Below are 13,238 nucleotides of genomic sequence, written 5' to 3'. Positions count from 1 at the left end.
AACGCCATAAAACCCTTAAAGCCTTGTGGTTTAAATGTCTGAAAGCAGTTTGCCTGCACGGAAATGGAAATCGCATCCGTTATTGCGGGCTTCGCGCGGCGCCCATTGGCAAACGGCACATTTTTTGTCCGATGATCTGCTTTTGGATTTGCATTCCCGATGAAGATAGCCGCCAAGCATCGCGTCAATATAGCTGCCTTCAAAGACATCCACCCCCAGACTGCGACCCATGCGAAGCGCCGTTCTGCTGTCGCAACGCGTCAGGATCAGGCTGCAGTCGGCAAACAAAACAGCAAACTCCCGCAGTCGTTCGGCGACTTCTGCGCGACGCGATCCGACAATGTTCTGGTCCCATATGACCTTGATGAAATCGACATTCATCTTGCGCGGCGACAGAAATTCGAGTGCTGGCAACGTGATGCGATCAAGACCAACCTGTATCCCCAAGGAATGCAGGAATTCGCACGCATCTTCAAATTCCCACCAGTTTGCGATCGCGTTCTCCATGGAAAATTCGATGGCCATGTTTTCGATCAGTTTACCGTCATGTTCGGCGATGAAATCGGTAAACTTGTCGCTGTGAACCGTCTGGATTTGCATGTTCAAATGCAGTCGGTCTGGCAAAATGGACGGTGCCAGTGCTGCCGTAACATCCATGACTTTTTCATCGAGAACACGCGACAGGATTTCGATCTCGCCCGGCCCTTCCAACAGGAAACTGGCAAGATGGTTTTGGCGCAGGTAATCCAGCGAACAATAGATCTCGTGGCCTAACACCTCGCGTCGGGTCTCATCAAAACAGACGATGGCCTGGCGTCGGCAAGAGTCAAAGACAGCTTCTGTGGTGATCGCGCCACGCAGCATATCAGCCATATCAAAGCGCACGGAAACGTCACTGCTTGGTCTTTCTGCAAGTGTGATGCCGAGTAAATCTGCCAACTTCTCCTGATCTTTGGGCCATTCAAAGCGGTTCCAGAGATTGGTTGGAATATGGCCAAGGCCCTGACGGTTCAGGACATCGGTCAGAATTTCCCGGATATGCTCGACAAAGGTGTTGTCGTCGTTTGTCCACGATCCTGCATGCACAAAAGCCACCATGCCGTTTTCCAGGCGATGGACCTTGGTGTTCTCGGGGAGATTGTGGAAAGCATCCCTGGTAATGGCCTGATAGTCATCGGTGCCAAGACGCAAGTCGGCCGGAATATTCAGGATCCCAAACGAAATCGCTTTGCCTTTGGCCGCGTTTTTACGCAGGCTTTCGACAAAGCGATTGATCGTGACAGGTGGTTTGGTGGTGTGCGCGTTCATATGCATTCCAGTTTGAATTGCAGCTGAACATACGTCACTAAAGTGGTGAATTCAATCTAAATTACTATACCATCGCATAGTTCCGCCTCCACCCTTAGGGCAAGGTCGGTAAAGAAGGTTTTCGCTGGCACACCGACAACATAGCCATCAATTCGGTCAACAACACGCAATCCCTGCAGTGCATTGGCGGTGAACACGGCATCAAACTCTTTGAGCTCTTCTGGTGCCTTCGGCTCGAAACTCACTTCAATCTCGGATTCTTCGGCAACTTGCAGAACGTAATCGCGGGCAAGCCCGCAAAGGATCCCGGTATCCTCATCCGGCGTCCAAAGGGTTTCCCCGGTGATCCCGAACAGATTGGCAACCGTCGTTTCTGCCACATGGCCGTCAGCCGACAGAATAAGCGCGTCTTGTGCACCGTATTTCTGTACTTCCTGTTTAGCCGCGATGTTGTCCATATAGTTGGTACTTTTGATGCTGCCCGCGACCGAATGCGGGTTTCGGCGCACTTTCTGCGACGTCGCCAGGGTCAGCCCGATATTCGGGTCCAACGGATCAAAGGGCTCGGCGGTAATCAGGATGGTCGGATCCGGCGAACCCGGTGGCAGCAATCCACGTTCGCCCGGGCCGCGTGACACGGTCATGCGAACGACTGCATCCTTGCGGTGAATTTGCTCAAACAGCTTCGCAACGATTTCTGCGACTTCTTCTGTCTCGGGCAACAGGTCAAGCGGGAACTCGATCAACTCGGCATGATGGTCAAGCCGTCCCATATGGGCTTCCAGCCAGGCAATTTTCCCTTCGTGCGCACGCATGGTTTCAAAGAAACCATCGCCCAGCAGGAAGCCACGATCCGTTACCGGAATGGACGCTTCATCAAGATCACGAAAACTGCCATTCATCCAAACCTGCATAGCCTGGTCCCTTTTAATCGTTATCGGCTCCCTGCCCGGAAGCACGTTTCAGAAAATTCGCTAACAGCGCGTGGCCCTGTTCCGTAAGTACGGCCTCGGGATGGAACTGAACACCGTAAATCGGCAAGGTCGCATGGGCAAATGCCATGACTTCTCCGTCGGGGCCTGTTGCTGTCTCGATCAAAGTGCCATCATTTGGCAAATCAACGATTAACGAGTGATATCGCGTGACTTGCAAAGGATTGTTTAATCCAGCAAACAAATCGTCCCCGCTATGCCGGATCGATGATGTCATCCCGTGAACCGGCCGTTTCGCGCGCTTGACCGTTCCACCGAATGCCTGGGCGATAGACTGATGCCCAAGGCAGACGCCAAGCATCGGAAACTCGGTTTTTAGTGCGTTGATCAATTCCAGACTGTTTCCCGCCTCATCCGGTCCGCAGGGTCCCGGCGAAAACACAATCGCCAAGGGATTTAGGGCACGCACACCCGCAACCGTGATCTCATCGTTTCGAACAACCGTGACCGCATGTCCGAGTTCCTCAAGATAGCGGGCAAGATTGAAGACAAAAGAATCATAATTATCGATCAGCAGGATCATAGCAGATCCCCGGCACTTAATCCGAACAACTCAAACATCTTGGCGGCCTTAACAAGCGTTTCCTCGTATTCCCCTGCCGGGTCGCTGTCCGCAACGATCCCGCCGCCCACATTAAAGGCCATCTTGCCGCCATTTACGCTAAGCGTTCGGATGGCGATGTTTGTGTCCATCGCACCGTCAAATCCGATATAGCCAATGGCACCGCAATACGCACCGCGCGTTGTTTTCTCGAGCTCGGTGATAATCTCCATCGCGCGAATTTTCGGTGCACCAGTGATCGACCCACCGGGGAAACATGCACGCAATGCATCAACAGCCGTTTTGCCTTCTCGCAGTTCGCCTGTCACGGTGGACACCAGATGATGTACATTGGCATAGCTTTCCAACGCGCAGATCACCGGTGTTCTCACGCTGTGAGGATTACTCACCTTTGACAGGTCATTGCGCAAAAGATCAACGATCATAACGTTTTCCGCGCGATCCTTTGGTGACAGCATTAATTCCTGTGCCAGTTCGGCATCGCTTAACGGTGTTTCGCCGCGCGGTCTTGTGCCCTTGATCGGCTTGGTTTCGATCTGGCGGTTTCTGACCCTGAGGAACCGTTCCGGCGAATTTGATAGCACCGCCGCATCCCCGAAATTCAGGAATGCGCCGAAGGGCGCGGAACTGATGTCCCGCAATCGGCGATAAAGGTCGAACCGCTTTGGGATGGCATCGCTTGCGTACTCTGCGCGGAAGCTTTGTGACAGGTTGGCCTGAAAGATGTCGCCGGCAAAGATGTAATCAATCACGCGCTGTACGGCGGCCTCGTAGCTGGCGCGATCAAAGTTTGACTGCCAGGTCGAGTTTGGTACATGCGGCACAGCGGGCGTATCGATCAGCGGCCGTGCAAGTCTTAGATACTTGCGGATCAACGCCATACGGTCGTTTGCACGCTGACCGCGCTTTGAACCTTCTGTCTCTGGAATGCCGGTTGAAATAAGCCACATCCGCCGGTCAATCTGATCAAATGCGATCACAAGATCATAAATCCCGACGGCCATGTCCGGCATTGAAAGCCAGTCGTCGGGTGCTGTGGGCAACAATTCTGTCTGATGCGCCAACTCATAGCCAAAATAGCCGACAGCACCGCCTTGAAACGGCGGCAGGCCTAGCTTCGCTTCGATCTGATAGCGCGCCAACAGATCGCCAAGGACGTCAAACGGGTTTCCCGGAATTTCAAAGCCATCCAGCACCGCCTGCCCGTTCTTCGCCGTCAATTTGTGCAGCGGCGACACGACAATGTAGGAGAACCGGTCACGGTCACCAGAATCCAAAAAATGGCTATCTGCAAATGGCGCAAACGCTCCATAGGCATCAACGGGCTCGATATAGGGGCATTCTTCAATCAGCATTGGGCCGGCGCATTCTTATCGACTGGACGCGACGAAAATCGTCATTCCATGGGGGTTTTGTCGCTCACAGGAACGGGCGACGCCAATCTAAGCGATTCTGCATGATCGGGTGAAGATTTTTGCGACATTACGACAGTTCAATTGAACCCAGAACAAAAAAGGCCAACCAATGATGGCTGGCCTTTCTCGCAGACTGGTTCGAAACCTTACATCGCTGCAATACGCGCGAAAGCTTCGTTAAGCTTGGCAAGGGTATCACGTGCTTCTTCAAGCTTGGCTTTTTCGGCCGTGACGATGTGCTCAGGTGCGCGGCTGACGAACTTCTCGTTCGAAAGCTTGCCTTCCTGGGCCTTGATGTATTTCGTCTTGTCTTGAATTTCCTTTTCTAGACGTGCCTTTTCAGCGGCAACATCAATGAAATCGGCGACCGAAACGAAGACCGTCACACCATCAACCACAGTCTGGATCGCACCTTTGGCAATCGCCTCGACGTCGCCCTGCCCCTTAAAGGCAACATCCGCAACGCGTGCCAGACGCTTGACCTGTGCTTCCTGTGCCATGACAGCCGCTTTCATCGCGTCGGTGGCATCAACCAGATAGATCGGAACTTCGGCCGCCGGCGGCACATTCATTTCAGAACGGACACCACGGATGTTACCAATCAGGCGGATGGCCAGATCGACTTCGGCTTCTGCTTCACGATCAATCAGGGTTTCGTCAAACTGCGGATAGCCTTCGGCAATCAGCATTTTTGCACGACTATCGGCGGTCTTTTCCCAAAGTTCTTCGGTGATGAACGGCATGACCGGGTGCAAGATCAACAGGATCTGATCAAGAACCCACGCGGTAACTGCGCGAATTTCCGCCTTGGCTTCTTCGTCACTGCCCATCAGAACCGGTTTCGCCAGTTCCAGATACCAGTCACAGAACGAACCCCAAACAAACTGATAGGCACTGCTGGCGGCATCGTTGAACCGATAGGTCTCAATGCCGGTGCCAACGGCCTTTGCCGCTTCAACCGTTTTGCCAACGATCCAGCGACCAAGGGTCGATTTCACGTTCGCCGGATCAAAGCCATCAACCGGCTTGCATTCATTCATTTCGGCAAAGCGGGCCGCATTCCAAAGCTTGGTCGCGAAGTTGCGATAGCCTTCAACACGGGATGCGGCAAGCTTGATGTCGCGCCCCTGGGCGGCCAATGCCGTTAGGGTAAAGCGCAACGCATCACAGCCATATTCGTCAATGATCTCAAGCGGATCGATGACGTTTCCTTTGGATTTCGACATCTTCTGGCCGTGCTCATCACGCACCAGCGCATGAATATACACGTCACGGAACGGGACTTTGCCGTCCATGAAATACATGCTCATCATGATCATCCGGGCAACCCAGAAGAAGATGATGTCAAACCCGGTAACCAGAACATCGCCCGGATAATATTTGGCAAGTTCCGGTGTCTTTTCCGGCCAGCCCAGCGTCGAATACGGCCAAAGACCTGATGAGAACCAGGTATCCAGAACGTCGGTTTCCTGGGTCAGTTCGACATCCTTGCCATAATGCGCCTTGGCGGCGGCCATGGCTTCTTCTTCGGTTTCTTCAACGAAGAATTCGCCGTCGGGGCCAAACCATGCCGGAATACGATGCCCCCACCAAAGCTGACGGGAAATACACCATGGCTGGATGTTGCGCATCCATTCAAAATAGGTATTTTCCCAGTTCTTTGGCACAAAGCGAATGCGGCCATCTTCAACCGCCTCGGTGGCGGGCTTTGCAAGAACCTCGGCGTTTACAAACCACTGATCGGTCAGATACGGCTCAATCACGACATTCGAACGGTCGCCGTATGGTACCATGTGAACGGTATCCTCGATCTTTTCAAGCAGACCGAGCTCGTCCATCTTTGCGACGATCAATTTGCGGGCTTCAAAACGATCAAGGCCGCGGTATTCCTCGGGCCCTTCATCATTGATGCGCGCATGATCATCAAGGATGTTGATCTTTTCCAGACCAGCACGTTTGCCGACTTCAAAGTCATTGAAATCATGCGCCGGTGTGATTTTAACAGCACCCGAACCTTTTTCCGGATCGGCATATTCGTCCGCGACGATCTTGATGCGGCGTCCAACAATCGGAAGAATGCAGTATTTCCCGATCAGGTCTTGATAGCGTTCGTCATCCGGATGGACTGCAACGCCTGTATCGCCCAGCATCGTTTCGGGACGAGTGGTGGCAACCGTGATGAACTCACCTTCACGGCCCTCAATCGGATATTTGAAGTGCCAGTAATGGCCTTTGACTTCTTTCTGAATAACTTCAAGGTCGGAAATCGCGGTCAGAAGTTTCGGATCCCAGTTCACCAGACGCTTGTCACGGTAAATCAGACCATCCTTGTGCAGTTTGACAAACACCTTGCGGACCGCAGCCGACAGGCCATCATCCATGGTGAAACGTTCACGCGGCCAGTCGGGCGAAGCACCCAGACGGCGCAGCTGATTGGTGATGGTCCCGCCAGATTTTTCTTTCCACTCCCAGACCTTCTCGACGAACTTTTCACGGCCAAGGTCATGGCGCGTGACATTCTGTTCGCCAAGCTGGCGTTCAACAACCATCTGGGTTGCAATGCCGGCATGGTCGGTGCCGGGCTGCCAAAGGGTATCCTTGCCCTTCATCCGGTTATAGCGGACCAGGATATCCTGAAGCGTAAAGGTCAGTGCATGCCCCATGTGGAGGCTACCGGTCACGTTGGGTGGCGGCATCATGATGACATAGGGATCGGCACTGGATGCCGGATCAGCGGCAAATGCCCCGGCTTTTTCCCATTTATCGTAAAGTCTGCCTTCAACATCGGCCGGGTTGTAGGTCTTCTCCAACATGGTCTTTTGATCCGCTGCGGGTTTCATTGTTTATCCAAAGAAAAAGCGGCGCACCGTTGGCGCGCCGCTCGAATGTCAAAATCGGCTCGCCTACAGGTCTTCGGCGCGGTTCACAATCCGCTCGATTTCCTTTTTCACAAGGCGTTCGATCATATAGGGAAGGTTTTCGTCAAGCCATTCCTTAAGCAACGGACGCAGCATATCGCGCACCAGATCCTCAAGGGTTGCATGTCCCGCGTTGATGCCAAGGGCAACTGCGCGTTTCTTTGCAACAGCTTGCGCCAGCTCCGAGATGGTTCCGGTCGCCGTTGATTCCGTCATATTCGAAATCAACGGTTCGTCGTCTTCATCATCGTAAAGGGCTGGCATTGCCGGTTCGGGCTCTGGTTCCGGTTCCGGCTCGTCGAATTCTTCTTCCAGAGGTGTTTCATCGAAATCGAGCATATCGTCGAGTTCGAGCTCTTCCGCTTCTTCCGGCTCGTCAAGCTCCAGTTCCTCGGGTTCTTCCTCGAACTCAAGTTCCTCAGGCTCTTCGTCAAGCACAAGTTCGTCGATTTCTTCTTCAGGCTCGGGTTCTGGTTCCGGCTCGGGCTCTGGTTCTGGCTCCGGTTCCGGCGTCGGTTCGGGTTCAGGAGCAGCTTCCTGTTTTTCTTCATCCCCCTCATCGGCAAGAATCTTGCGGATGGACTGGAGGATATCCTCCATGGAAGGTTCTTGTTGCCCGTCACTCATAATTAAACTTCCGCACTAGTGTCATTTAACCAGACCGATCCGCCCCAAGTTCGAAGGCAGGATGTCGCCACCCTGCCCCGACCATCAACCAATCAATCCGTTCCCCACCACTGGTCCTTGACCTTGTTATAGTTGGACTCAGTGTCATAAATTTCGACCGGCAGACCAAGGACCTGCGCATTAAGCGCCCCCATGGCAGCCTTAACCTGAAACTCGGCAACCGCAGCGTCACGGCGCGAACCGACAAGATCCACACGTGCCTGCAACAGTTCCTGTTCCTGATCAAGAACATCAAGAACGGTACGCGAACCAACCGATGCTTCACGCTGAACGCCATCAAGGGCAACTTCAGCCGATGATACCTGTGCCTGCTGCGATTCGATGCTTGCACGTGCTGTAACAAGCGTCTCCCAGGCACTGGTTGCGTTTTCGATTACTGAACGGCGCGCTTCATCAATCTGGATCCGGGCCTGACCGGCGGTCTGCTTTGCCGAACGCACGTTCGAGAACACAGCACCCTGCTGGTACAGCGGTATCGAGACTGACGCGATAATGTCCGCCGTATCAGACGTGAAATCATCGTTCGACGCTTCATGCTGACGCTCAACACCGGCAGCAAGGCTTACTTCCGGATAAAGCGAACCTTCGCTCAGACGAATGTCGGACTGAGCAGCTTCTTCGCTGTAAATTGCCTGCAAGACGTCAGGGTGCTGACCCTGCGCAATCGTCAGAACATCGGAAATGCTTGTCGGAAGTCCCGAGAGCGCATTGGGAATTTCAAGATCGCTTGGCGGATTCCCGACAAGCCGCTCGTATTGCGCCCGGGTATTGGCCAAGGCACCCTGTGCTGAGATCAAATTGGCCTTTGCACCTGCAAGGCGTGCTTCGGCCTGGGACACGTCCGTACGGGTCACCTCGCCAACATCAAAACGATCACGGGTTGCTTCAAGCTGACGCTCCAGAACACGCACGTTGTTCTGATTAAGCTCAACAACCGCAGTATCACGCAGAACGTTGAAATACGCTGTTGCGACCTGAAGCATAACATCCTGCTCGGTCGACCGCAGCGACGCACGGGCAGCCTTGATGCGGGCCTCTGCACGTTCGGTTTCTGCCGTGGTACGGCCGCCACGATAAAGCGGCTGCGTAACGTTGAGGCCAACCGTATACGGCGTCAGGCTGTTATCTGTTTTCGTACCGTTGGTTTCTGTTTCGGTATCACGAACGCCTGCGCTACCAGAAAGGCTTACACTCGGCCGCCAGTTTGACAATGCCGAGGAGATTTCTTCATCGGTCGAACGAAGTGCCGCACGACCGGCTTCGAGTGTCGGGTTGCTCTGGTACGCCTTGATAAGTGCGTCTTCCAGGCTTTCTGCAGAAGCGCCGCTGGCAACAATGCCGCCGGTCGCCAGAATACTGCAGGTCAGCAAGAACCGTTTGATCATTTATCTACCCTTGTAAAATCCTACACCAAGTCCCGACCCCGGCGCAGTTTCACGTATGGTAACGACGGAAGGAAAATTTTCCAAGAAAAGAGGCATTTGCATCAAAAAAAAGTAATTTGCCCCGTTTCTCCGTCATCGCCGTTTTCAATCGTAGCGGCTCATATCGCGCTCAACTTCAAGCGCCCATGCATCTATACCGCCGCGAACATTAAAAAGCTCTTTAAATCCATGATCCTCAAGCAACAGGCCCGCATGGCGACTGCGAACGCCATGATGACAAATGATCGCCAAAGGCATATCAGGCGCCAGTTCATCCAACCTTCCCGATAGTTGGGAAAGAGGAATATGGAGCGCCTGATCTATCGCGCAGATTTCAAGTTCCCAATCTTCGCGGACATCAAGCAAGGCAATCGGTGCATTCGCATCAAGCCGTGACGCAAGTTCAGCACAACTGATGTCGAGCACCGTCAAACCTCAATCAGAATACAAAGCTTTCTGCCGGCTCAAATCCCGGAAGATACGGAATGTTCGCATCAAACAGATCGCGATGCCCGATGACACCGTTTTCGCGCTCGTAAAGGCGTGCAACACCTACCTTGCCCGGTTCACGCACCACGGCGAGCAATCGACCACCTTCGGAAACCTGTTCAAGGATACCGGCCGGAACTTCTGCAACAGCACCATCGAAGACGATGACGTTATAAGGAGCCTGTTTGGCATACCCTGATGCCAGATCACCTTCGACAACAATGACATTGTCGTAGTTGAGCTTCTGGAAGGTGGCCTCGGCAGCGGCAGCCATATCCTTGTCGCTTTCGACAGACACCACGGTTTCTGCCACGCGCGAGATCAGCGCGCTGGAATAGCCGTACCCGGCACCAATCACCAGGGCAACATCCGTTTCAGCGATCTCGGCATTTTGCATAAGGCGCGCAATCACCATCGGCTCCATGGCAAAACGCCCGGCACCCACGGCGATATCCTCGTCGATATAGGCAACGCCGCGCTTGCCTTCCGGCAGGAACAGTTCGCGCGGAACCCCTTCCATCGCTGCAATGACCAGCGGATCGGTAACCTTGTTGGTCCGAACCTGATTTTCCACCATGTTATGGCGCGCGATTTGGTAATCCATGATTATCTGACCTGAAAATTCTCGCGAGAAACAGACCACAGTCCTCTTGTTGTCCCCAAAGACGGCTGCGGCAATTGCCCTGTTTATAGTCAGCACTTAAGCACCTGACAACCACGGATCAAGCGCAAACCCCTCTTTGGTCGTGGATTTTCTGTTCTTTTGGCCTGCACGCGATGACGTCGCAAAGCAATTTCACCCGGTTTGCAGCAGATCAATGACAATATTCCGCAAACGAAGCATTGAAAAATGTCTTTGAGCACAATAATGCATCTCTAAACAAGAATACTATACCTATGTATATTTTCATATTCTAACTGTAAGCATTGCTTGCAAAAATACCTTTCGATAGCAGCGCGCAGCGTGACGTGACACGCTCCAATCTAGGGGAACTTCTAACATGCGTGATAATGGTCCTGTTACCAATCGCGAAATTCAAATGAAAGACGAGGATATCCTCGTCTCGAAGACAGATACCGGGGGACGTATCCAGTTTTCGAACCAGGCCTTCGTTGATATCAGTGGTTTTAGTGAAGAAGAGCTTTCTGGCTCCGCCCATAACATTGTCCGTCACTCGGACATGCCAAAGGAAGCCTTCGCAAACTTGTGGGAGACCATCAAGGCGGGGTTGCCATGGCAGGGACTTGTTAAAAACCGCACAAAGAATGGTGATCACTATTGGGTGCGTGCCAATGTCACCCCGACCATCGAAAACGGCGAAGTGAACGGATTTATTTCTATCCGCACAAAACCGACCGAGGCCGAAAAGAACACCGCAGAACGAGTCTATTATGACATTCGCAGCGGTGCGGCAAAAAACGTCGGGCTGGAATATGGTGACATCATCGATACCAGCCCGATGGCGAAATTTAAAAACTTCCTTGCCAGCATCAAGGGTAGCCTCACCCTAGCCTTTGGGACGATGTTTGTTTTGATGCTGGTGATTGGTGGTTATGCTCTTTATGGCGAGCTCCAGATAGAGCGACGACTTGAGAGCGTTTATGAAAACCGTGTCAAACCGCTAAACCTTCTGAAACAGGTTTCCGATGACTATGCTGTCTTTGTCGTGGATGCATCGCACAAGGTCCGCAATGGCAATTTTACATGGCAGGAAGGCATTGAAAGCGTCGATCTTGCGGAAAAGCGCATCAAGGACAACCTTGATATCTATTTCGGGCGCCGCATTGACCCGGAAGAAGCCGATATCGTCCGACAGGTCCAGAATCTTATCCCGCCGGCAGACGAACTGATCAGTCGCCTGCGCGGCATTTTTGTCGCCAAAGATACCGCGGCCCTCGATGCCTTGGTCAAGGATGAGTTGTATCAGACGATTGATCCCCTGACCGAACAGATCGGCAACCTTTCCATTGCTCAGAACAATATCGTTGGCACACTGGTCGAAGACGCACGTACTAACTTCTTTGTCACTGTCGCAATTGTTAGCGCCCTACTCCTGTTGGCTGGCATTCTGACAGTTATTTATGGCGCATGGTTGATCCGTAAATTCCGCAAGCCGCTTGCGGTCATGGAAGGCCATTTCGAAGCCATTTCCAGAAACGACTCCTCCTACCTGATCCCGCTTCCTGAAATGCCGGACTTCAAGTCCCTGACTCAGCAGATTCGCGCCCTCCATGCGAAACTGGCCTATAACCGTCTGGAGCGTGACGAAAACGAAGCTAAAGCCAACACCCAGCGTATCGGCGCCTTGCGCGGATTGGCCGAAACGGTCGAGAAAGAACTGCAAAAGGTTGTTCAGTCGATCATTGACCAAACGCAGCGCCTGAATGAAGCGGCTGGTGACATGGCCGGTTCGTCCGAACGCGTGTCGGAAAACTCTGAAAGTGTTGCGGCTGCCGCCCACGAAGCCTTGGCAAACGCCGAAACCGTTTCTGGTGCGTCCGAAGAACTGGCCGCATCGATCCGCGAAATCAGCCGCCAGATCGAGGAAGCCACGTCCCTTACCGCTGAAGCCAATCAGGCCGGACAGAGTGCCGAACAAACTGTGACGTCGCTTAAAGACAGCGTTGATCGCATTGGTGAAGTCGCAGAACTTATTGGCGACATCGCTGCCCAGACCAACCTTCTGGCCCTGAACGCCACCATCGAGGCGGCCCGTGCCGGTGATGCGGGCAAAGGTTTTGCCGTGGTTGCGCAGGAAGTCAAAAATCTGGCCAACCAGACAGCAAAATCGACCGAGGAAATCACCCGTCAACTTGGTGAAATCCAGAATGTTACAGGATCGGTGGTGTCCGCTGTTCAGCAAATGACAGCAAGCATCCGCAAGGTTGACGAGGTTGCATCAAACGTCGCGGTCAATGTCCGTCAACAGGATGACGCGACACAGGAAATTGCCCGTAACGTTGTCCAGACGGCGGAAGCATCGAACGAAGTGACCGAAAAGATCGGTCATGTTGCCTCCGAAGCGCAAGACAACCTCACCCGCGCGGCCGACATGAACAAGATCGCCGAAGAAGTCGATGCAAGCATTGCTGAACTCCGCACCAGTCTTGTTCGAATCGTTCGCACGGCCACTCCGGAGGTGAACCGCCGCAAAGACCCACGTTTTGATGCACAGTTTGCAGTGACGGTAAAAGTTGGCGGAAAATCGATCCGTGGTCAAACCATCGACATTTCAGCCGGTGGCACCAAAGTGTCGCTCAGCGAGCCAGTGACCAAGGGTGCCAAGGGCGAAGTCACCATTGAAGGGCCAAACACCACCATTCCGTTTGAGGTTGAAAACAGTCTCGGTACCATCGCAAACCTCGATTTTGCACCGAGCAAGGTCCGCGAGGAACGATTGAAACCGTGGCTTGAAAACCGCTTTGGCAAAGCTAAAGGTTAG

General features: G+C 53.2%; 10 protein-coding genes. 1 reads left to right on the top strand and 9 read right to left on the bottom strand.

Annotated elements, in window-relative coordinates; genetic code table 11:
* Nucleotides 1-30: 30 nt before the first annotated feature.
* The 9 genes from DY252_RS11970 to DY252_RS11930 form a co-directional block, all read right to left on the bottom strand.
* Entirely contained in the window at nucleotides 31-1,308 is a 1,278-nt protein-coding gene (locus DY252_RS11970; protein WP_064789289.1) for an EAL domain-containing protein, read from the bottom strand.
* A 56-nt stretch (nucleotides 1,309-1,364) separates the two neighbouring features.
* The gene (locus DY252_RS11965) at nucleotides 1,365-2,222 is read right to left on the bottom strand and encodes an aminotransferase class IV (protein WP_064789267.1); all 858 of its coding nucleotides are present in this window, start codon (nucleotides 2,220-2,222) and stop codon (nucleotides 1,365-1,367) included.
* 13 nt (nucleotides 2,223-2,235) lie between these two features.
* The gene (locus DY252_RS11960) at nucleotides 2,236-2,823 is read right to left on the bottom strand and encodes an anthranilate synthase component II (protein WP_064789268.1); all 588 of its coding nucleotides are present in this window, start codon (nucleotides 2,821-2,823) and stop codon (nucleotides 2,236-2,238) included.
* Entirely contained in the window at nucleotides 2,820-4,217 is a 1,398-nt protein-coding gene (gene pabB, locus DY252_RS11955) for an aminodeoxychorismate synthase component I (protein ID WP_064789269.1), read from the bottom strand. Before pabB ends, DY252_RS11960 begins: the two co-directional genes overlap by 4 nt.
* 206 nt (nucleotides 4,218-4,423) lie before the next feature.
* Nucleotides 4,424-7,090, bottom strand: coding sequence for a valine--tRNA ligase (locus DY252_RS11950; protein WP_064789290.1), 2,667 nt, complete (start codon nucleotides 7,088-7,090; stop codon nucleotides 4,424-4,426).
* A gap of 90 nt (nucleotides 7,091-7,180) precedes the next feature.
* Nucleotides 7,181-7,795: a DUF2497 domain-containing protein gene (locus tag DY252_RS11945; RefSeq protein ID WP_064789270.1), complete on the bottom strand. Its 615-nt coding sequence runs from the start codon at nucleotides 7,793-7,795 to the stop codon at nucleotides 7,181-7,183.
* Nucleotides 7,796-7,914: 119 nt separating this feature from the next.
* Nucleotides 7,915-9,267 (bottom strand): TolC family outer membrane protein, encoded by a 1,353-nt coding sequence (locus tag DY252_RS11940; protein ID WP_008890971.1) that lies wholly within the window; start codon nucleotides 9,265-9,267, stop codon nucleotides 7,915-7,917.
* Nucleotides 9,268-9,411: 144 nt separating this feature from the next.
* On the bottom strand, nucleotides 9,412-9,732 hold the full coding sequence (locus tag DY252_RS11935; protein WP_231959732.1) for a rhodanese-like domain-containing protein: 321 nt from the start codon (nucleotides 9,730-9,732) through the stop codon (nucleotides 9,412-9,414).
* A 13-nt stretch (nucleotides 9,733-9,745) separates the two neighbouring features.
* Entirely contained in the window at nucleotides 9,746-10,399 is a 654-nt protein-coding gene (locus DY252_RS11930; RefSeq protein WP_008890969.1) for a protein-L-isoaspartate O-methyltransferase family protein, read from the bottom strand.
* A 397-nt stretch (nucleotides 10,400-10,796) separates the two neighbouring features.
* On the opposite strand from DY252_RS11930, the gene DY252_RS11925 reads away from it, so the two are divergent.
* Nucleotides 10,797-13,238, top strand: coding sequence for a methyl-accepting chemotaxis protein (locus tag DY252_RS11925; RefSeq protein ID WP_064789271.1), 2,442 nt, complete (start codon nucleotides 10,797-10,799; stop codon nucleotides 13,236-13,238).

The sequence above is a fragment of the Thalassospira indica genome (genome assembly GCF_003403095.1).
Classification (GTDB): Bacteria; Pseudomonadota; Alphaproteobacteria; order Rhodospirillales; family Thalassospiraceae; genus Thalassospira; species Thalassospira indica.
The sequence above is the reverse complement of the archived record's forward strand: the minus strand, read 5'-3'. Positions and strand labels throughout refer to the sequence as shown.

Coding starts and splice junctions, on each gene's coding strand:
- DY252_RS11970 (WP_064789289.1), bottom strand. CDS start 1,308: ATGAACGCGCACACCACCAAACCACCTGTCACGATCAATCGCTTTGTC.
- DY252_RS11965 (WP_064789267.1), bottom strand. CDS start 2,222: ATGCAGGTTTGGATGAATGGCAGTTTTCGTGATCTTGATGAAGCGTCC.
- DY252_RS11960 (WP_064789268.1), bottom strand. CDS start 2,823: ATGATCCTGCTGATCGATAATTATGATTCTTTTGTCTTCAATCTTGCC.
- pabB (WP_064789269.1), bottom strand. CDS start 4,217: ATGCTGATTGAAGAATGCCCCTATATCGAGCCCGTTGATGCCTATGGA.
- DY252_RS11950 (WP_064789290.1), bottom strand. CDS start 7,090: ATGTTGGAGAAGACCTACAACCCGGCCGATGTTGAAGGCAGACTTTAC.
- DY252_RS11945 (WP_064789270.1), bottom strand. CDS start 7,795: ATGGAGGATATCCTCCAGTCCATCCGCAAGATTCTTGCCGATGAGGGG.
- DY252_RS11940 (WP_008890971.1), bottom strand. CDS start 9,267: ATGATCAAACGGTTCTTGCTGACCTGCAGTATTCTGGCGACCGGCGGC.
- DY252_RS11930 (WP_008890969.1), bottom strand. CDS start 10,399: ATGGATTACCAAATCGCGCGCCATAACATGGTGGAAAATCAGGTTCGG.
- DY252_RS11925 (WP_064789271.1), top strand. CDS start 10,797: ATGCGTGATAATGGTCCTGTTACCAATCGCGAAATTCAAATGAAAGAC.